Below are 18,700 nucleotides of genomic sequence, written 5' to 3'. Positions count from 1 at the left end.
ATTTACAATAGACAGCGATTACATTCGAGTTTAGGATATAAAACGCATGTCGAGTACGAACAGGCATTAATTTAGAATGGAGCGTGTCCATTTTATCGGGGCAAGATCACGCAAAAATGTTTGGCTTTGCTCCTTCGTCGCAAATTATAGCCAAACATTTTGCGCCTGTTATGCAGGCGTTATAAGCTTTTTGGTATCGCATGAATAAATACAAATTCAGATTAATCATAATGTTATTTGTGCAATTACTAATTACAATCGCACACAAGTGGTTTGCTAGCTCATTTACTGCAACTAACTTCTTCTACATTTCAAATTGGACGTACTGGTTTGGAATGTTGTGGGGCATTGTTATCTTTGCATACGCCTTTAGTTTAGGTTGTAAGCAATGTGGGGCAAGACAAGTTTTTCGTGGTATAAGTATCCTTTCAATACGCTGGCCACAAGACTGTTGCCATAAATGTGGTACCACTATTAAATGACGCTCTTAGTATCAAGTTTGAAGTGCGACAACAAGGACACAAAACTGTTTTACTTTGCTCCTTCTTCGCAAATTATAGCTAAACACAATTTGCCTATTAATTGAAAATTAGCTGTCGTGAGAAGTCTATGGACCTAAATGAAAAAATAACTAATTTAAACTTCTTCCTATCAAAGTATGGCGTCAAAGGAAGGAAATTAAAAAGCGCAAATAGCTCATTTGAAGCTCAATTAATTTTAAATAGATTTGGTGGTATGGGTAGTTTAAATGATCTCTATATATGCAAAGCCAATGGGCACAATATTGAGTCAAACGAAGAGGATGCTGTAAATCAACAGCTTGCAGAATTACTTGATTCTATTTATATAGCTTGTAAGAAAATGATTCGTCAATAGCACTGCTGCAGCGAACAAGCGCATCAACTCGACAAATGCTGGTTGCCGTCTACGCTGTGCTTCGGATTTTAGTTAATCAGTAACTGCCTGTTAAGCAGGCGTTATGTCTCACAGCGGAAAATTGAACAATGAATGAAATCAATACGGATAAAATTGTTGAATCGTATGAACTGGAAAAGATAGAAAAGTTGAAGTCAGAGTTAGAGTCTCTGAAACCTAAGCCATTTCAATTTTTGTTTTCATTAGTGGCTATGATTTTTATGGTAATCTTACTGCATTATTTTATTGGCATTGAATTTTTTACATCAATATCTTATTTCATTTTATTTGGAGTACTTCTTCTTTCAGGTAGTAATAGTAAAGAGTATTACACGACGCATAAACGTATTAATATTCTTGTTAAATTACTGGAAATTAATGCATTTTCCAGAAAGGTGTAACCAGGTGATAGCGGGGGGATACCGGTTAGAACCTATGCTTTGCTATTGTATAATAGCTAACCACCACTTCCTGTTAAGTAGGCGTTATAAATCAAGGGGAAGACTATGGTTTCTGGGATTACTTCAGGATTGATTGGTGGTTTCATTACCGTGATATTGAGTGCAATACTAACAAAAACAATTAAGAAGAAAGTAACTAATGGAGAGCTTAAACATGGCATATTTGTATTAATACTCGCCATCGCATGTTTCGCTTTTTCGTTTTTTGCTGCTTGTGCTTTTTTCTACGATGATAATGTTCAAGAAAAAACAAGTGACTTAATCGCTGCATAAGGTTTGTTTTCAGGATTTGGTATAGCTGCACTAGCATGTTTTGCCGAGTATTTTAAAGTGAAAGGAAACTTTGATAACCAAGGTATTGAGTTTTATACCCCTTGGACAGGTGTAAAAAAAGAAGATTGGGATGACCTTATTTCAGCTAAGTTTAATGCATCAATGTACTGGTACACACTTCAATTTAAATCTGGCAAAAAAGTTCGATTATCTTCATATCTACATGGGCATGGCGAGGTTCTAGAGCTACTAAAAAGTCGTGGTTTTGCCTTATAAAAGCCGCTTAAGAAGATAAATGCATATTGAGGTGCGTCGGCTAATGCATTGTAATATATGAACAAATTATCAATTATATTGAGTGATCAATTGGGTTGTAATTTACTGAGGGGAGTTCAATGTTCGCTATCAAAATCGTTATCTTAGTTGGACTGATGCAGTTACTTTTAAAAACTGAACGACCAGGCCTTTGTGCTGGTATATATGCTGCAATTGTATTTGGCTTTTCATTAATGTCAGGTGTCGGCTTTATTGCAGCTGTTATTGGTTCTGTAATTTCTGGTGGTTTAGCGTTTGTATATTTTTGGTTATTAGATCGCTTTAGAGATACGACGGCATTTTGGGTGATTTTTGTAGTTGGGTTAGTTTTAGGTGTTATCTAATACCAAGAGTTTAGCTAGTGTAGGTTTTATATTTTCCGATGTTGTTAAGTTTGCTTTAGAGTAAGAGTTATCAGTAATAATATTTTACACAGAAATTTTGGCCATACTGTAATTGAATGGATACTTATGAAAAAGATAGCAATACTCTGTTTTGCCCTCATTATTTACCAAAAATGGGATGTCATTAGTGATTTTATACAGCCTGATTCGAGAGTCGGGAGTGGGGAGTTAGAAGTGGTACTTTATGCTACTTCTTGGTGCGGCTATTGTAAAAAAACTCGACAGCTATTAACTCAACATGGAATTTCATTTAAAGAATATGATATTGAAAAATCGGAAGAAGGGTTGAGGCAATACGAGCAACTAAATGGAGCGGGTATACCTGTATTGTCAATAAACGGTAAAGTTGTGCATGGGTATAAACCTTCCGTGATACTTAAGTTAGCTGGAAAAACATAAAAAGAAATTCAATATGATAAACTCTGGTAGGCTTTGTCGCTTTGTTTAAAAGTTTTAGTCAAATACTATTTGGTGTTATTGTTTTGGTCGTATTGCTCAATGGAATCAGCAAATGTTCTTGAAATTCGATGTGTTTGGTAAGCGTATGTCAATTCTTCGCAAAGACGATGAATGGCTTTTATTTTTAGATTCAGGTACTGGCTTACGTACAAGAATTTATGAGGTTGTGATACCACCAGAATTATCAGAAATTGATTTAGCCAAGTACTTAGGTGATATCTTTCATGAAAATGCAAAAGCGAGCAATTCAAAGGTAACTCAATTAAATTAATGCTGCTATTTGTTCAACAGTAACTTTTTACCAATCAACTCTGCCACTGAGGTAGGCGCAACCAGCTCAAGGATGTCGATATTTAAATGGTAACTCAAATAGCAAAGTCAGAAAATGAATTTTTTCTAATCGCTGATGTATTGTTACAATTAAGACCTGAATACACTAAGCAATCCCTTATTGAGCAAATTAAAAAACAACAAAAATCTGGTTGTAAAATAGCCTACGTGTTGTCTGCAAACAAAGTATTATGTGTGGCTGGTTTTGTGGTAACTGAAAAGCTTGCATGGGGCAAAAGTATCTACATTGACGATCTTGTTACAAACGAAGAATATCGTTCCACTGGTGCAGGAACTTTTATTATAAATTGGTTTAAGGCATATTGTTTAGAACTTGGGTGTTCTCAATTACATTTGGATTCGGGGGTACAACGGTTTCCTGCACACCGCTTTTATTTAAATAATAAATTCAATATTGCTAGTCACCATTTTTCAATTACGAGGATCGGGAGTTAGCAAACTAAATCAATCCGAACAAATACTGGAAAAGGAATTCAATTTTGAAATTAAGGTTGTTCTTTATTCTTTCTATCTTATTCTCATGTTCTTCTTTCGCAGAACAGTGCAAATTAGAAAATTTAACAGAACTGGAATATACAGATATAGAATGTCAATTTTATCTTGGTACAAAAGCATACAGAAATGAGGTATACACTGTTGCGGCCGCTCACTGGAAATATATTTTACAGACTCCGATAAAGCATAGCGGTGACGATCGAATAAAAGCTATGACATTGAGTACTATTACTTTTTTAATGTATCAAGGCTTAGGTGTTAAACAAGATAGAGCTAAAGCCGTTAAAAATTGGGAAGAAGCTGTACGAAAGGGGGATTTTGAAGCACGAAGACATTTATCCTACATTCCGCAGCACTTTTAAGAATAAATCTCTAAATATGGTTTACCCAAAATTTCGAGTAAACCACGCTGCATATCTGTAAGCCCTGCAACTACTGGACTTTCTAAGCCTACATGTAGCTCATGTATCCCCTCAAAACATATAAAAATCCATCTCATAGTAGGGCGTTGTGTTGGCTTCTTTTTCATATCTGGCACATAGTGGTCATTTTTCTTAAGCGATTTTCTAATGATATACTCAAGCGTCGCATAAATCATTAAACTACAAGTCATTACTATCAGGAGAGCTTCTATACGCTCAGGCTTTTTTAGAAATAAAGAAGATGTTAAAAACCCCGGGCTTTTTAAAAAGCAAAATCTTCTTTCGATTGTCTGCTGAGATTTATAAGTGCTTAGCATTTTATTCATTGTAAATTCATCAGCACTGGCATTAGTCGCTAGGATGAACATGCCGCTTTGCTCTTTTTTCTTTGATACATATACTTCATTAGTTTGAGCTGTAGCGGTAATGAAATACTGGTAACTTTCAGGCTGTTCATCTTTTTTTGGTCTGCCTGAGTGTGGATATTTTGGCTTTTTTAAAACACTTGGATTAATGAGAACATACCAATCGAGTTTGGCTTGAAATTCAGTGAGCGCATTTTGAGCATCCAGTTCACAGGCAAAGCCTTTTTTCATTAATTTGTGGAGGAGCTTTTGCTCTTTATCTGTATATTTTGTGATGTTCTTTTCGAGGGTTGCTTGCTGCCGTTTTGCGGCTTGTTCACTTTTTACCACTAACCATTGCTGAGGAACGCCTGAGTAATCACTGTTTACTCAAGAGATAGGACGTGATAGAGCAAAAAGAAGGGTTAAATTATTTTGTGTTTACTTAATATTGCATATGGTTTTAATCAAACGCTCTTGATTTAATTGTTGTTTAGGTTTGTGCGTTATTGCTTATATTTTCAATATTAAGGGTAATGAAAGCTGATAAATAATATATTCGTCAAATAGGTTAATTCATAGGTGTTAATTCCGCATACAAGAATATATGTCTAAATTACACTGACAAGTATTCTCGTATACGGTATAGGTACAGGTGATTAAATGTTCATTCTTTTAGTTCTATACTCCCAAAAACTCAAAAGAATAAACAACAACCAAATTGATACTGCTCCTGACTTCTTTCGATTATTTACAGTTATTTGAATGTTCTCGGTAACCGATGAATGACTATCACTGATTGTAACCCTCAACTCGATGACCTGTTGCGTCGATACTTGAGGTAATTTCACAACTATACTCGATAAATCCGTTATCGGAAGGTCAACATTAGGACCTGAAACTTGCTCCCATAAATAACTGAGTTCATCATCTGGATTTGGGTCTGAGGCGTTGACGGATAACGTCAGTTCTTCACCTTCAAAGCCGACTCTTTCATAAATAATCTCATCAATTACTGGGCTTAACTGGACCGGCGTAATATTGAAGAATACGGTCGCAGAATCACTAAACTGCTTGCCATCAAAGGATTGATACATAATCGTGTCCAGATTAGTGTGACTTCCGTTATGTTGATAGTAGAGCTGCTCATCTTCCACTACCAATTCGCCATTTGTCGGCAACTCCAAAATTTTTACCGTCAACTCCTCACCTTCTTCATCAAAATCGTTGCTCAGGAAATCAGCGATAGGGTCTAACAACACTCTTCCGCCCTGCTCTAAAGTATAAGCATCATCTTGTGAAACAGGTTTACTGTTATGTGGTTCAATCTTAACCAGTAATGGATAAGCGCTTGAGTCCCCTTGCTCATCAAGTAGGTACAGTTTAAAACTTAGACTACCTAAATACCCCGAAGGTGCTCGATAGTGAAGCTTAGAGTTGAAGTATTCTGGAGTTTCCTGTTCGAGCTTTTCAACAAATAATGAACCGTAGGGTTGTTCTGAAGTCAGTTCATCAAATGAATCTACTGTAATATTAACCTCAGATTCAGTGTCGTCTGTCACTTCGACTGCAAAAATAGACCATTGAAGCACGGAACTATCAGGATCGTATGCGGTAAGATCAAACTCTAAAATTTCAGAACTGCCATACATTACAAGCTCAATAGGATCTTCTAATTCCAGAGTTGGTGTATCATTAACAGGAATTATATTGATAATGACTTGAGCACTACTCTGAGATGAGTTGCTGCCAGTTAATTGATAAGTAAATGTATCGACTGTAGCTTCACTGCCATCCTGAACATATTTGAATGAACCGTCGGTGTTGAAAACCAAATTGCCATATTCTGGTTGCGTAATGACTTCTACTTCTGCAGTCAAATCATCATTACTTAGTACTCCATTTTCTGAATGAGTTTCAAGCATTGAGTTTTCCACAACTTCATAAAAGTCATCGAATGCTCTATTGGACTCTGCATCAATAACGACCTCAATTTCAACTAGCGCATCGATGCTGTAACCACCATCGTTGTCTGCTAACTGATAGCGGAAATTATCTAAATGATTGTCATAATTACCGTAGTGTTGATAACTAAAGGAACCATCATTATTGAACTGTAGTGCCCCATGCCTTGGTAATTGGGTAATACGAGCTGTCAATTCAGTAGAATCGATGTCGATATCATTTGTTATTACACCTTGAGAGGCTGCAATGTTGAGCGTTTTACCTGGTGCTGTTATGTAACTATCGTCAACGGCAATAGGGTTATCATTTATTGGCTGTACATTTAATGTAATAACTTGTGTTGTGATATTTCCATCACTGTCGACTATCTGGACGGTAACGCTATCTGAACCATAGGTATTTGAAGATGGGTCATAAATGATAACTGCTTTATCATTTTCGAAGCTTATAGTTGCTGTACCAGACTGTGGTTGTTCGCTGATAGTCCAAGTAAGTCCTTGTTTGTCGTCAAGCGCCTGTAGCTCGAATTTTAACGTGTTATCTTCTTCAATGTTTTGTTGCTCGTAATTTTCAGTGATAATTTGTGCTGATTGCTCAATATTAATTTCAACAGACACAGTATCACTAAAATAACGGGCATCTTCGATTCGATAACTAAACCTATCTACGTATTCAAAATTACCATTATGCTGGTAATTAAAGCTGCCATCTTCATTTATAACCAACTCACCAAATTCTGGTTCATCAATGAGTTTCACCCGGGCATCAGTAGCGAGGTTTAGATCATTACTTAATAGTCCTTCATCTTGGGATGCAATGAATGTTTCTCCACGAGATAGAGTGTATGAATCGTTTATACCTGTTGGCGGATTTAACAATCGTCCAAACTGCAGATGATAAATTACATTGTCATTAAATTGTCCGTCAAAATCGTATTGAGAGCCGTCTATAAATAAAGGTAAATACAAGTAGTTAACCGCTTGATTCGGATCGTAATAGTTTACAACAGACTGCATCGACCATATCTCAGGAGAGAGTGGATGTAGTTCATTATCAGACCCCAAATAATAGATAACCAAATGAGGGTCTTCATGCGCACGGGTTGAAAAATCTAAAAAATATCCTGGCTTTAGTGGTGTCTCAGTATCTAAGTTAATATCAAAAATATTTCTCAGTCTTGATGGGGTCATCTCAAAAAATAACGAGCTTCCATTAGCAAGCCATTCAATACCATCAACCTCCTGTGTATTACTTACGTTAAAGCGGGATATCAAATCAAAGTTATAGTTGTTTGAAACTCTGACACTTTCTAGTTGTAGCTCTTCTCTCAACTGACCTGTATGTCTTAAAAACCTAACTGTATTCGGATTTGTTTCCTCATGGTTTATTAGTGGTTTAATTGTTGGGTTAAACTCTTCATATCCATTGATAATCGTTAACACTTTTTTGGTTAACTGAATACCATTAGCTTCATCAGTTAAAGTAATAAATCCACGGTCGGTTTGTGATGAGTCAGTTGAATTAATCCTTCCATTTACATTAGGCACAGTAACCTTAACTTGAAAATGGCCATCAAGCTCCTTCGATACTTGTAAATTAAGTTCATCGGAACCATCTTCGGTAAGTAATTGAGTGTTCCAAAGCGAGCCATGAGATAGTTGGACATTAAAATTTAATGGTGCATCAAGGTTACTGCTTACCGTCACATTATGTATATACTCATCTCCAGGCAATGCTATGGGCTCGCCCTCATCTAAAGCTATCGATATGGGTGGCTCAAAAGAAATAAGCATGTTAGAGCGAGCAACATTTTGTAGCTCATCGGTGTAAATTAATTGGTGGTTACGATTATTGATCAGACCAATCTTGGCATTACCACCTTGACTATCAGTGAGATTTTTAGAAAGCGTTCTACGGTATTGAAGTTCAACGCTATTCGTGTCAGATAAAAGCTGAATTTGAAACTCAACGGGAATAGAAAAAGGGTCAGTTGAGTAGATGAGGTATTGAACAGTAACAATACCGTCTTCATCTTTATATCTGAAGTTTGAACGTTCGAAATCAATGTCTTTACCAATTTCAGTGTAGGCTCTTATGCTGGTTTCAAAAGCACTCGTTCCCGTAAAGCTAAGATAACCGTTAGCTGAAATGTGTATCGAATTGTAGACTTTTCCTAGATAGATAAAAGACTGATTCAGTGTTTTTTCGATTGATTCATTTATGCTTTCAAATCTAAGCTCATTTTCGCTTGTTAGGGCTTCATAATCAGGTTGATTAAAGCTTGTTCGGTACTCGTAACCAATTGACTCAGCCCTCATTGAATTGACAACCAAAGGGTTTGTTTTGTTGTTTAACTCCTGAAGATTATTTAAGCCATCATTATCCGGATCGTCGCTTTGAGTATAAGTAGCTATTGAGTCAAAATAGTACAGCTCCCAAACATCAGATAAACCATCAGAATCTGAATCCGATACATTGCCTACTTCTCCAGTAGATGCATACTCTTCATAATTTGTGAGTCCAGAACCGTTAGTATCAGACCAACTATCTATAGGAGAAGTTGGTTGGAGCCCGAAGCGAATTTCAATATGGTCCGGAATATTGTCAAAATCAGTGTCATGACGAGTTGGGCTAGTACAAGTTTCAAAGTTACCGTCTATGATGCATGGACTTAATTCCTCCAGATCACTTAATCCATCGCCATCTTCATCAGCAAAGAAAATACTTGATAATCCATAGTCAACTTCTGCTTTATTAGTAAGGCCATCTCCATCGAAATCAAGTTCAGCATCTCTTGGATCAAATAAATTGAGTCCTAGGCTTACTTCACCAGAAGTAGATGTTCTATTTACCCACTCTAGGAGATCGTTTATCCCGTCATTGTCAGTATCAGCTAATGTAGGACAAGAACCTATTTGATATTCTTCGAGGTTCGTTAGCCCGTCACTGTCAGTGTCTAACACAGCATCTCTGGTCATAGTTGGACTAAGAATATGTCTTGGGCAGTTGAATGAAAAGATTGGGTTTGTATTTTGACTCTCAACGATATAGTCAGTTTGAGTGCTAACTTCGTATTGATCATCAATACCGTCGAAATCGGTATCTCTTAAATAAGATGAAGTAATATTGAAGTTATTGAACAGCCCTCCATTTTGACGTTCCTGTAAATTTGTTAAACCATCTTGGTCAAGATCTTCATTCGGTTTGAGCAAGTAAGGCGTTTTCCATTGGTTAACTTCAGAAAGGTTAATTAAATCTTCCAACGTCAAAGATGCGTTGGGTAGACTAGGAAAATCTGGAAATGAAACATTAAATATATCGAACTCAACATCGATACTCATTGTCGGAAAACTAATACCAACTGCATTGAGAATTCTGGTAACAATAGGATCTACAATACGACTAGCAAAAGACAATAAATCGCTTAGAAATGGTATATTGTTTAAACCATTGATAATGCTCGCTACGGAAAAGCATTTTCGAATATCATCGAATGGCCAAAAGAGTCGAATTGTAATGCATTTTTTTGCTCTTAGTACATTATTAATACTCCGAAATGGGGTCGCAATCCTACTGACTGTACTAGAAACTTTAGATATTTCGTTGAGTCTGTCAGTCAGAATAGAGTCTGTTGGTCTATTTTCTTCAATTTCTTTAACAGCATTGGAAACAACTTCTAGAGCTTCGTTATATTCTTCGATTTGATCTGCTATTACCTCCAACGCACTCGCTCGATTTGCGATAAGACTTTCAAGATCGCCTTCAGTGAGTTCATTTCTTACCGAAAAATATGCATCATCTAACGCATTTCTTTCTAATAACCGCTTTTGGTATTCCTCACGAATAAAACTAATACTGAGTTTAGATTGGGTACTTGCAGCTAATAGAAAAGCATCAAACTTACCTTTTACTTCCCAAAACTTTGTATAAAACTTGCCGTTTATTTCAGTACATTTGTTTTTATTTGGTCTAACAAACCGCTTTGCACGACTTTTAACGTTCGTAAGGGGACCTAGTGAGGGAATAGTACTTATAACACCGTCAATATCATCAACGGCTTGACAGGTTGAGTCCAATTTAGAACGAATTTTGTTCAGCAAATCCAAAGTGTATTGGATCTCTTCTATGTCTTTATCTATTTTCTGCCAACGTGATAAAGAATCAAGGTAACGTTCGCTTTCCAGATCACTATCTATTAATTGCCTATATTGTTCAGTCTGAGAAAATTCTGAGATAGGCCAAAGAGTTTGTGGTTGGGCTGTTGGCAAAGCTGTATGAATATTACTGCCTTTAATGGAAAATTCACGGATTTCGATTGGCTTTTGGCTACTTATCCATATGTATCGGGCATTTGCATTGGAATACTTTGAATGTTCTTTTGCGTATTCAGGCCGTTGGTTGACCGACTCATTCCAAGAACTAATATGTATATTATAAGAAACCCTTCGATTATTTTCTGAATATGCATCCCATTCAATTTCACTTACCCAATAATTTGCACCGAGATCAAACATCACCCAATGTTCGCCATTTTGGTTTGGACTTGTTCTGAGAATCGTGTTGACATCACCATCAATTGCCAAGAAACCATAACCATTTTGATCTGTTGAAGATTGAGTTATCTGTACTGGAATTAGAGTTTCTCTTACATAAGTTCTATTCGGGTATCCAACCCAATTACGAAACCCTAATTTGTTTGGGATTGTGTTAATACACGTATCGTGCAAATTAACATTGGGGGAAGTGCTATCTTTTTCGCTTTTCACCCAAATAGCACTTCTGACATCAGCATTTGCAAGGTTTGCTGAGTGTAACTTAGACTGAAATAGGCGAACGCCCTTTAGATTAGCACTACTCAAGTTGGCATTACTTAAATTGATATTACTGAGATCGGTTCCCTCTAAATTAGCGCCCTTTAAGTTAGCCTCACTTAAATCTAATCCAATTAAAGAACGATAACTTAGATCACAATACGATAAATCAGCAGACTTTTTATAAAGCTGCTGACATTTTTCTGATTCTGGTTCTAGTAAAGATGCATCATATTGGGTGCAAGTATCAGCTTTCACCTGAGCAGAAAAGCTCACTAATGCGACAGCTAGACTGAATATTCTTATTTTCATTGTATTATCCATAATTTATTTGTTGTAAGGCAGTCCATTGAATAGGCATAACAACGTTCCTTTTAGGAAGCGGTATATACACCAAAGCCAAACAGGAATAATGAGAAAGTACCCAATAAATAAACTATTGAGTAAAAGAGCTATAGCGAATAGGTAGCAGCCTAAGACAAATGTACGTTTGATATATTGGTAGTGATTTTTAAAATATGAATCGCTAGCTTTTCGGTAGTAAATAAGCCAGACCACACTCCCTGAAAGCACAATAGGGAAAATCAAACTAACTAACATTAATGCATACCCGAGTAAGGGAAGTTTGGATTGAATGTATGTTTGCGGTGAAGTAACCGCCTTTGTTTTCATCAAGTGCATATCAGGGCCTATTCAGTCATTCTGCATGTATGTACACTTCTCTGTCAGATAAAATGCACAGTTTAGGAGATGCTACCGTGAGGCTAAAAAAACTACATCACCCAAATGGGTGAACACGAGATGCTGGTAAAACAGGAGTAATGAATTTAAAGGAAATGGAATTTTTAGAATTATGGAAGGGATTGAGTAATGCTATCGATTTATAATTACATTACTCAAATAATATATGCCTTATAGACCTGCTGACATAAATGTGTCGATCACAGAGTTTGCATTAGCCATTAACATCGCACCTAAGAAAGCCTCAATAGCTGCAATGAAGTTTTGTTTTACTACGTTAAACATTGCTGCACCATAAGCCAGTGTTGCAATGATTTTACCTGGGGCACCAGTTAACCAACCCTCCACTTCAGTAAGAATAGGGTTAAATGCAGCACCACCGGTACCAGCAGCGATTGCAGTAGTTACACCTAGTGCGACAGCTCCTGTCGCCAATAAAGCCTTCTTACTGATACTTGCCGATTTCAGCTTATTCCAATAAATATTTACTGTTTTCATTGTCGATCCTCAAATTTAGAGATAGTTGTTTAGCACATTGCTGAACTAACTTTATTTATTCGACACAAGAATTGGATTCGTAGGCAAATTTAAAATTGATGCTCTGAAAATGGTGATTTAATGCTAATTTTTATAGCTCTGATTTACAAATAGCTATCGTTTTAAACAGAGAATTATGCAATCTAATGCAAATTTATGATTTAAATTTTCAAGGTATTAAATGTCCATGAACCAACTTTATGAGTTGTTGCTTTTGTGTGGTTGCTTCTAGCCAGAAACCACTAGAAACGACATTTAGGCCTAATACTAGCATTGCAAAAGGAAATAATGTGAAAACCTCAATGGAACTTGTTCGTAAAAGAATATTAATACACCCTGCGCCAACGGCTAAAAGCCAAAAAGCCAAAAAGCCAAAAAGCCAAAAAGCCAAAAAGCAGCAAATAACAAAGCCATCGTGTGTAACCGTAATTTAAAGGTGATTTTTGCACCATTATTCAATGGTTCAACATTACCCTCAATAACTGGTAAAAAAGAGTTTCTGTATGTGATATTTTTTGAAATTTTGAAGCTGTTTTTATCAACTGACCCAATGAATTCTTTCGCCACACCGATATTGAAAAGTTTGTCTTGCTCAGTCGATGTATTGATGATTTCCATTACCTCATCAGATTTTAGTTCAGTTAATACAGAAAATTGTTCGTAGGGTAGAAGCTTCAGGATTTTCTAGTTCGCTCTAAAGCAGGCAAATTATGCGCTACTTCAGATCACTGTTAGGGTTTAGAGATTATTTTGGAGCCTTCGATTATCCTAAGATAGCTTGCAAGGAAGGTCTTTGCAGAGGATTTCGAATTAATGTTTGTAGTAAACTCTAAAACTTCAAAATCTTCGGCTTGCGCTATATCTCTAACTGAATATCAACCATCTCTATCGACAAAGTTGCCATTTGGTTTTCCGCCAAACGTGTGCTTTTCGGGTGTCAATATAAAAGATTTTAGGCCTGGAATATCATTAGAGATGATGAAATCTGTGAAGAGCTGATTTTCTGTAACGTAAGCTAATTCGAGTTTTTTGGATAATACTACTGTAATCATATTTATCTTATTGATTGTTAATCAATCAACTGTCTTAACTAAATAATTCGGTAAACAAATTGAAGATGTATGGGGCTACTTAACATTTAGTTTAACATTAATGATTGTGCTGGATAAATAAAACACCAGAGTTTCAAGACATATTTTTTTGATTATCACTGTAAAAGCATTATTAGTTTTGTGTATCTGTAACTCATCTTTAGCTAAGAGTGCCAACGAAATTGATATAACAGAGATAAAAAAGGTTATTGAAGCATTCAGGGTGTCGATAATAAATAAAGATAAGCAAACCTTTAAGTCTCTTTTTTATAGTGAGAGCATTCCGTGGGTTGCAGTGTTTAGCGACGAAATGGTAAATGCAAAACGGAAAATAAAACCTAATTATCCACGTTCAATCGATTTCGGAAAGTTTGGACCTCCAGTTAAAATGATTTCTGACGATGAGGAACAAGAAGAAAAAATTTGGAATATTAACATTAAATCTGATGGTTATTTAGGCTCAGTTCATTTCAATTACAGTGATCATAGAAATGGAGTAAAAAAAGCTTTTGGAACAGAAGCGTGGGATTTAGTCAAAGATGATTCTGGTTGGAAAATTGTATCTGTTAAATATACCGTTACCGAAGCACTGTAACTTTTGAGTTGCCAAAACCAACAGGCCGATCGGAATTTGAGAATAGACATATCTAACCTTTCTCGGTGATGCCTATTTCACAACGTTAAAATCATAATGTTTTGATGTCATCACTTACATGTGTTTCATGTAGAATGACGAACATTAAAACCACATGAGCACAAGAATATGAAGAGGATTATTCAGCAGCAAATAGGATCAATTGCGCTAGTTGTGAATGACTATGATGAGGCTATTGCTTTCTACACTCAAATATTACGGTTCAATCTTATAGAAGACACAGATTTGGGGGATGGAAAGAGATGGGTATTGGTGTCTCCTCCAAACTCTACGGGTACCAATCTTCTCCTCGCTAAAGCAAATAACGAGAAGCAACAGATGTCGGTTGGAAATCAAACAGGAGGTCGAGTATTTTTATTCTTACACACTAACGACTTTTGGCGAGATTATGAAGATATGAAAGAAAGAGGCGTGATATTCACTGAACATCCTAGGGATGAAGTGTACGGAACAGTTGTGGTATTTAAAGATCTTTATGGGAATAAGTGGGACTTGCTGCAACTGAACAAATAGGCACTGAAAAAGATCTATGTGATTTATACAAAGGGCCAGCGAGATGAATGCTTATATATTCGAAAGCTTTCAGCTTGAGGTACCTGTGATTAGCATTAAATTGGGATGTAGTATGAAAAAAACAGAAATGGAAGCTTGGGAATCAATTCAAAGTAAAGGGATGTTTAGATATGTCTTAATTAATGGAGTACTTTCTTGGGGAATGATGATGTTCGTTATAATGGCATTTATGAGTAACCCTTTTGCTGAAGGTTTTACGTCAAAAGCTGCAATTATTCATTACATTGTTTGGCCTTCAGCAGGCGTTTTATTTGGTATTTTGACATGGTTTATAGCACAAATACGTTATACAAAAGCACGAGGTCAGGCAAAGACATAGTTAATAAACCTAATCGAATTTATCGTTGTGCACCTACCCAATGATATTCAGTGGTTTGATGCGCAACATTTTTTTTCAAGTCAGTATCGGATGAAGTGCTTATAATATTTTTTGGTTCACTTAATTCCTGCCTGCAATAACACCGCCATCAACATCCCAAATTGCTCCAGTTACCCAGCTAGTGCTGTCTTGTAGTAGAAACACAATACTATTGGCAACATCATTGGGCATTCCAATACGACCAATTGGGTGAAAGTCATTAAAACCTTTGAGCGCATCATCTACTTCATCTGGAGCGATAAAAGCCTCGTAAATAGGTGTTTGCACTACTGCAGGCGAAACCGCATTTACTCTAATATTGTGATCTGCTAACTCCATCGCCATATGTTGTGTTAAAGCATGTAATCCAGACTTTGCCATTGAGTATGCGGAAGAGGGCGTAGCTTTAATCGCTTGCTTAGCCCACATTGAACCAATATTCACAATAGAACCACGACCATGGTTGCTCATATTTTGTGCCACGGCCTGACTGATAAAAAAAGTGGCTCTATTGAGTGAGGCATAAGCATCATAATCATGATATTTATGTTCTAAAAATGGTTTAGGGTTAAAGTATCCTGCAGCGTTCACCAGATAATTGATGTGCCTTGTTTCCTCATTTAGCATTTTGAGAACTCGATTAACGTTTTCTTGCTCATAGAGATTGGCTTGAATTGTTTCAACAAAGCCGTTGTTTACCATCATTTCTGTTAGCTCAGATTTAGCAGATTCTAGTTTTGTTTTATTGTTGCCTAAGATAATGATATTGGTACCTTGCGAGGCGAGCAGTTTTGCCGTAGCTAAGCCTATGCCACTTGAGCCACCGATAATTAGAGCAGTGTTTAAAACTGTCATAGCATTTCTCCGATATATGTTAAAGTTCAATGGTAAATTAACGAATCATCGGCCTATTAAAAAGTAGGTACAAATTAGTAAGGTAGTTACTTTAAGGTGCATCTTCATGAAAGATAAGCAGAAAAAAACATGAAAAAAATAGAACTGAGCGACAGTGCACAGATGGTTCAAGCAATTTATGGTTGCAAATGGTCGATTACGATTTATCAACTTTTAGCTGAAGGGGTTAATCGTCCCGGTGAAATGGTACGTAGTGTTGAAGGTTTGACGACCAAAGTCATGAATCAGTGTTTACGAAAAAACTTAGAGTTTGGGATTTTGGAGCGAATTTCATATAACGAAGTCCCCCCAAGAGTAGAATACAGAGTCACCGATTTCGGGAACAAATTTATGAATGTTCTTGATGAGATTGAAAAGCTTCAAAATGAAATAGACAATAAAATAATGCAAGAGTGATCATAAAGGTTCTTACTTTTACGCCGGAGGGTTTCAGACAATGACAATCCACACTTCTGCCTGTTATTAAGGTGTTATAAATAGAAAAATCTTTGATGAAACAAAACCCACCCGCAGTACTCTTTTTGTGATAGATTTTAATAAACCTCCAGCAATAACAAATATTGGACTCTAGAGAGAAATAAGAAACTGTAAGAGTAAGCTGCTATAAAGCGATAAAAAATGCCTAAGCTACTTGGAACTTCACACTTTTAATCATTGGATAGAGTCATCAGAAGCGAAACTTATATGAGTTCAAAGGTGAAAAAGAGTCTGTTCTGGTGTTGGTTAAAGACGACGGAAGTAGATAAAAATACAGAGGTTTAAATAGATAAAAGCTCAACGTCAAACAGTTGAGCTTTTAACGAGATGGCGAAAATTATTTTGCGTTATCTGGCAGAGTCACATTGAGCTCCAATACAGATAAGTTTTCATCATTTTGTTCCATCTGAACTGAAACTTGCTCCTCTGAAATGGTTACGTATTTCTTAATAACAGCAATGATTTCTTGCTTCATTTCAGGTAAATAATCGGGACCACTTCGTTCACCACGTTGATGAGCCACAATGATTTGAAGTCTATCCTTTGCGACAGAAGCAGAGGTTTGTTTTTTATTTGATCTAAAGTAATCTATCAATGACATAATTTAGCTTCCAAAAATCCTTTTCAAAATCCCTTTCTTTTGTTCTTGAATGAAACGTAGCTCTACTTCAGCTCCCATCATACGTTCGATAACATCTTTATATGCTTCTCCCGCATCACTATCTTCATCAAGAATTACTGGTACACCAGCGTTTGATGCCTTCAACACTGCTTGAGACTCAGGAATTACACCAATTAAATCAATTGCTAAGATATCTTTTACATCATCGACACTGAGCATTTCACCAGTGCTTACACGTTTAGGTGAGTATCGAGTAAGAAGTAAATATTCTTTTACCGGTTCAAGGTTTTCAATTGCGCGCTTAGATTTACTTTGTAAAATCCCAAGAATTCGATCTGAATCTCGGACAGAGCTTACTTCAGGGTTTGTGGTAACGATAGCAATATCGGCGTAATATTGGGCCATCATTGCGCCTTGTTCGATACCAGCAGGTGAGTCACAAACAATATAATCAAAATCAGCTTTAAGATTATCCAGAACCTTTCCTACTCCTTCCACTGTCAAGGCATCTTTATCTCTAGTTTGAGATGCTGGAAGGATAAACAGGTTAGGGTTGCGTTTATCTTTAATTAAAGCTTGATTTAAATTAGCTTCACCATTGATAACATTTACAAAGTCGTAAACTACACGACGTTCACAGCCCATAATTAAGTCGAGGTTTCTTAAACCGATATCAAAATCAATTACTACGGTTTTGTGGCCTTTTAAGGCTAAACCTGTTGCAATTGCGGCACTTGATGTTGTTTTCCCTACACCACCTTTGCCCGACGTCACTACAATTACTTGCGCCATAAATTCTTTCCTTTCCTTTAAAAAGGTAATGGTTCTAAAATTAAATTTTCTTGTTCTAATCGAATACAGTTTGCAGGTTGCTCAAGCTGTTCTTGAACTTTATCATTGAGCCAATATTGACCAGCGATAGAAATTAATTCAGCTTGAACATTATGTGCGATAACTACCGAGTGTTTATCACCTGCCGCACCCGCCATGGCTTTACCTCTTAAGGTACCGTGTATATGAATACTGCCATCAGCAATTACTTCTGCGCCGTTACTGACAGATCCGATAATAATTAAGTCTGCATTTTTTGCATACACTTGTTGACCTGAACGCACGGTTTTTTTAATAACTTTGGTTGTTTTAGGGATTGTTGGTGTATTTACAGTTTTGCCAGTTTTTATTGAGGCTAAACCTACGGATTTGGCTTGTTCGATTAAGGTGTTACTTGCTTCTGTAATACCTACTATCACTAAATCCATTTCCGTTAGCATTTGCTTTACTTCACCAATATTAAAGTCTTTTTCAGCTACTTGAGATAGATTTAAAACTAAAGGAGCGCCAATAAAAAAGTGAGGAGCTAATGCAACCTTTGCAACTAATTCACTTTTGATTTGCTCTAGATTTGAAGTCTTCAAATGAAGCACTGATAGGGTGAAAGATGACCCTTTTAACTCGAAACTAGATGTTGGCATTCTAAAACAATACCCTTATTCCATCTGGTTTGTACCAGATATCT

Annotated in this window: 21 protein-coding genes and 1 pseudogene; 13 read left to right on the top strand and 9 right to left on the bottom strand. The window is 36.5% G+C overall.

Going from position 1 to position 18,700, the window contains the following annotated elements; translation table 11 throughout:
* The first annotated feature begins 609 nt into the window (after window positions 1-609).
* From AC1EU2_RS16010 to AC1EU2_RS15970, 9 genes are all read left to right on the top strand, one after another.
* Window positions 610-876, top strand: a complete 267-nt coding sequence (locus AC1EU2_RS16010; protein WP_480299284.1) for a DUF6966 domain-containing protein — start codon at window positions 610-612, stop codon at window positions 874-876.
* Window positions 877-1,004: 128 nt separating this feature from the next.
* Window positions 1,005-1,316 carry a hypothetical protein gene (locus AC1EU2_RS16005; RefSeq protein ID WP_480299283.1) on the top strand — a complete coding sequence of 104 codons (312 nt, stop codon included), beginning with the start codon at window positions 1,005-1,007 and terminating at the stop codon, window positions 1,314-1,316.
* 105 nt (window positions 1,317-1,421) lie between these two features.
* Entirely contained in the window at window positions 1,422-1,649 is a 228-nt protein-coding gene (locus AC1EU2_RS16000) for a hypothetical protein (protein WP_480299282.1), read from the top strand.
* Between the two features lie 3 nt (window positions 1,650-1,652).
* Window positions 1,653-1,925 (top strand): hypothetical protein, encoded by a 273-nt coding sequence (locus tag AC1EU2_RS15995; protein WP_480299281.1) that lies wholly within the window; start codon window positions 1,653-1,655, stop codon window positions 1,923-1,925.
* A 119-nt stretch (window positions 1,926-2,044) separates the two neighbouring features.
* Window positions 2,045-2,308 (top strand): hypothetical protein, encoded by a 264-nt coding sequence (locus tag AC1EU2_RS15990; protein WP_480299280.1) that lies wholly within the window; start codon window positions 2,045-2,047, stop codon window positions 2,306-2,308.
* 126 nt (window positions 2,309-2,434) lie between these two features.
* Window positions 2,435-2,767 carry a glutaredoxin family protein gene (locus tag AC1EU2_RS15985; protein WP_480299279.1) on the top strand — a complete coding sequence of 111 codons (333 nt, stop codon included), beginning with the start codon at window positions 2,435-2,437 and terminating at the stop codon, window positions 2,765-2,767.
* 112 nt (window positions 2,768-2,879) lie between these two features.
* The gene (locus AC1EU2_RS15980) at window positions 2,880-3,098 is read left to right on the top strand and encodes a DUF7661 family protein (RefSeq protein WP_480299278.1); all 219 of its coding nucleotides are present in this window, start codon (window positions 2,880-2,882) and stop codon (window positions 3,096-3,098) included.
* Window positions 3,099-3,184: 86 nt separating this feature from the next.
* The gene (locus AC1EU2_RS15975) at window positions 3,185-3,613 is read left to right on the top strand and encodes a GNAT family N-acetyltransferase (RefSeq protein ID WP_480299277.1); all 429 of its coding nucleotides are present in this window, start codon (window positions 3,185-3,187) and stop codon (window positions 3,611-3,613) included.
* Between the two features lie 44 nt (window positions 3,614-3,657).
* Window positions 3,658-4,035, top strand: coding sequence for a hypothetical protein (locus AC1EU2_RS15970; protein WP_480299276.1), 378 nt, complete (start codon window positions 3,658-3,660; stop codon window positions 4,033-4,035).
* Here the strand turns inward: AC1EU2_RS15970 and AC1EU2_RS15965 are convergent.
* The 5 genes and pseudogenes from AC1EU2_RS15965 to AC1EU2_RS15945 all read right to left on the bottom strand — a co-directional run.
* Window positions 4,032-4,811: pseudogene (locus AC1EU2_RS15965) on the bottom strand (IS1634 family transposase); the annotation flags it as partial. The gene AC1EU2_RS15970 and the pseudogene AC1EU2_RS15965 sit on opposite strands and share 4 nt — an antisense overlap.
* Before the next feature lie 287 nt (window positions 4,812-5,098).
* Window positions 5,099-11,527: an Ig-like domain-containing protein gene (locus tag AC1EU2_RS15960; RefSeq protein ID WP_480299275.1), complete on the bottom strand. Its 6,429-nt coding sequence runs from the start codon at window positions 11,525-11,527 to the stop codon at window positions 5,099-5,101.
* A 600-nt stretch (window positions 11,528-12,127) separates the two neighbouring features.
* Window positions 12,128-12,454 (bottom strand): hypothetical protein, encoded by a 327-nt coding sequence (locus AC1EU2_RS15955; RefSeq protein WP_480299274.1) that lies wholly within the window; start codon window positions 12,452-12,454, stop codon window positions 12,128-12,130.
* A 387-nt stretch (window positions 12,455-12,841) separates the two neighbouring features.
* Complete coding sequence (locus tag AC1EU2_RS15950) at window positions 12,842-13,111, bottom strand: hypothetical protein (RefSeq protein ID WP_480299273.1); 270 nt, start codon at window positions 13,109-13,111, stop codon at window positions 12,842-12,844.
* A 257-nt stretch (window positions 13,112-13,368) separates the two neighbouring features.
* Window positions 13,369-13,545 carry a hypothetical protein gene (locus AC1EU2_RS15945; RefSeq protein ID WP_480299272.1) on the bottom strand — a complete coding sequence of 59 codons (177 nt, stop codon included), beginning with the start codon at window positions 13,543-13,545 and terminating at the stop codon, window positions 13,369-13,371.
* A 148-nt stretch (window positions 13,546-13,693) separates the two neighbouring features.
* On the opposite strand from AC1EU2_RS15945, the gene AC1EU2_RS15940 reads away from it, so the two are divergent.
* The 3 genes from AC1EU2_RS15940 to AC1EU2_RS15930 all read left to right on the top strand — a co-directional run bounded on the left by AC1EU2_RS15940 (window position 13,694) and on the right by AC1EU2_RS15930 (window position 15,131).
* Complete coding sequence (locus AC1EU2_RS15940) at window positions 13,694-14,179, top strand: hypothetical protein (protein WP_480299271.1); 486 nt, start codon at window positions 13,694-13,696, stop codon at window positions 14,177-14,179.
* Window positions 14,180-14,347: 168 nt separating this feature from the next.
* Window positions 14,348-14,752, top strand: coding sequence for a VOC family protein (locus tag AC1EU2_RS15935; protein WP_480299270.1), 405 nt, complete (start codon window positions 14,348-14,350; stop codon window positions 14,750-14,752).
* A gap of 112 nt (window positions 14,753-14,864) precedes the next feature.
* Complete coding sequence (locus tag AC1EU2_RS15930; RefSeq protein ID WP_480299269.1) at window positions 14,865-15,131, top strand: hypothetical protein; 267 nt, start codon at window positions 14,865-14,867, stop codon at window positions 15,129-15,131.
* Window positions 15,132-15,251: 120 nt separating this feature from the next.
* Here the strand turns inward: AC1EU2_RS15930 and AC1EU2_RS15925 are convergent, their stop codons facing one another.
* Window positions 15,252-16,025 carry an SDR family NAD(P)-dependent oxidoreductase gene (locus AC1EU2_RS15925; protein WP_480299268.1) on the bottom strand — a complete coding sequence of 258 codons (774 nt, stop codon included), beginning with the start codon at window positions 16,023-16,025 and terminating at the stop codon, window positions 15,252-15,254.
* A 129-nt stretch (window positions 16,026-16,154) separates the two neighbouring features.
* Here AC1EU2_RS15925 and AC1EU2_RS15920 point away from each other — a divergent pair, with 129 nt between their 5' ends.
* A complete protein-coding gene (locus AC1EU2_RS15920; RefSeq protein ID WP_480299267.1) occupies window positions 16,155-16,481 on the top strand; it encodes a winged helix-turn-helix transcriptional regulator in 327 nt (108 codons plus the stop codon).
* A gap of 418 nt (window positions 16,482-16,899) precedes the next feature.
* Here AC1EU2_RS15920 and minE read toward each other — a convergent pair whose 3' ends face one another.
* From minE to minC, 3 genes are read right to left on the bottom strand one after another with little or no spacing between them, the layout of a single operon-like run.
* Window positions 16,900-17,163, bottom strand: coding sequence for a cell division topological specificity factor MinE (minE, locus tag AC1EU2_RS15915; RefSeq protein ID WP_129947331.1), 264 nt, complete (start codon window positions 17,161-17,163; stop codon window positions 16,900-16,902).
* Window positions 17,164-17,166: 3 nt separating this feature from the next.
* Window positions 17,167-17,976 carry a septum site-determining protein MinD gene (minD, locus tag AC1EU2_RS15910; protein WP_480299266.1) on the bottom strand — a complete coding sequence of 270 codons (810 nt, stop codon included), beginning with the start codon at window positions 17,974-17,976 and terminating at the stop codon, window positions 17,167-17,169.
* A gap of 17 nt (window positions 17,977-17,993) precedes the next feature.
* Window positions 17,994-18,656 (bottom strand): septum site-determining protein MinC, encoded by a 663-nt coding sequence (gene minC / locus AC1EU2_RS15905; RefSeq protein ID WP_480299265.1) that lies wholly within the window; start codon window positions 18,654-18,656, stop codon window positions 17,994-17,996.
* Window positions 18,657-18,700: the final 44 nt, after the last annotated feature.

The organism is Parashewanella sp. 2304DJ23-3 (assembly GCF_056591695.1).
The sequence above is the reverse complement of the archived record's forward strand: the minus strand, read 5'-3'. Positions and strand labels throughout refer to the sequence as shown.

What these genes read in the sequence shown, in the direction of transcription:
- AC1EU2_RS16010 (WP_480299284.1), top strand. Translation starts at nt 610, where the DNA reads ATGGACCTAAATGAAAAAATAACTAATTTAAACTTCTTCCTATCAAAG.
- AC1EU2_RS16005 (WP_480299283.1), top strand. Translation starts at nt 1,005, where the DNA reads ATGAATGAAATCAATACGGATAAAATTGTTGAATCGTATGAACTGGAA.
- AC1EU2_RS16000 (WP_480299282.1), top strand. Translation starts at nt 1,422, where the DNA reads ATGGTTTCTGGGATTACTTCAGGATTGATTGGTGGTTTCATTACCGTG.
- AC1EU2_RS15990 (WP_480299280.1), top strand. Translation starts at nt 2,045, where the DNA reads ATGTTCGCTATCAAAATCGTTATCTTAGTTGGACTGATGCAGTTACTT.
- AC1EU2_RS15985 (WP_480299279.1), top strand. Translation starts at nt 2,435, where the DNA reads ATGAAAAAGATAGCAATACTCTGTTTTGCCCTCATTATTTACCAAAAA.
- AC1EU2_RS15980 (WP_480299278.1), top strand. Translation starts at nt 2,880, where the DNA reads ATGTTCTTGAAATTCGATGTGTTTGGTAAGCGTATGTCAATTCTTCGC.
- AC1EU2_RS15975 (WP_480299277.1), top strand. Translation starts at nt 3,185, where the DNA reads ATGGTAACTCAAATAGCAAAGTCAGAAAATGAATTTTTTCTAATCGCT.
- AC1EU2_RS15960 (WP_480299275.1), bottom strand. Translation starts at nt 11,527, where the DNA reads ATGAAAATAAGAATATTCAGTCTAGCTGTCGCATTAGTGAGCTTTTCT.
- AC1EU2_RS15955 (WP_480299274.1), bottom strand. Translation starts at nt 12,454, where the DNA reads ATGAAAACAGTAAATATTTATTGGAATAAGCTGAAATCGGCAAGTATC.
- AC1EU2_RS15950 (WP_480299273.1), bottom strand. Translation starts at nt 13,111, where the DNA reads ATGGAAATCATCAATACATCGACTGAGCAAGACAAACTTTTCAATATC.
- AC1EU2_RS15945 (WP_480299272.1), bottom strand. Translation starts at nt 13,545, where the DNA reads ATGATTACAGTAGTATTATCCAAAAAACTCGAATTAGCTTACGTTACA.
- AC1EU2_RS15935 (WP_480299270.1), top strand. Translation starts at nt 14,348, where the DNA reads ATGAAGAGGATTATTCAGCAGCAAATAGGATCAATTGCGCTAGTTGTG.
- AC1EU2_RS15930 (WP_480299269.1), top strand. Translation starts at nt 14,865, where the DNA reads ATGAAAAAAACAGAAATGGAAGCTTGGGAATCAATTCAAAGTAAAGGG.
- AC1EU2_RS15925 (WP_480299268.1), bottom strand. Translation starts at nt 16,025, where the DNA reads ATGACAGTTTTAAACACTGCTCTAATTATCGGTGGCTCAAGTGGCATA.
- AC1EU2_RS15920 (WP_480299267.1), top strand. Translation starts at nt 16,155, where the DNA reads ATGAAAAAAATAGAACTGAGCGACAGTGCACAGATGGTTCAAGCAATT.
- minE (WP_129947331.1), bottom strand. Translation starts at nt 17,163, where the DNA reads ATGTCATTGATAGATTACTTTAGATCAAATAAAAAACAAACCTCTGCT.
- minD (WP_480299266.1), bottom strand. Translation starts at nt 17,976, where the DNA reads ATGGCGCAAGTAATTGTAGTGACGTCGGGCAAAGGTGGTGTAGGGAAA.
- minC (WP_480299265.1), bottom strand. Translation starts at nt 18,656, where the DNA reads ATGCCAACATCTAGTTTCGAGTTAAAAGGGTCATCTTTCACCCTATCA.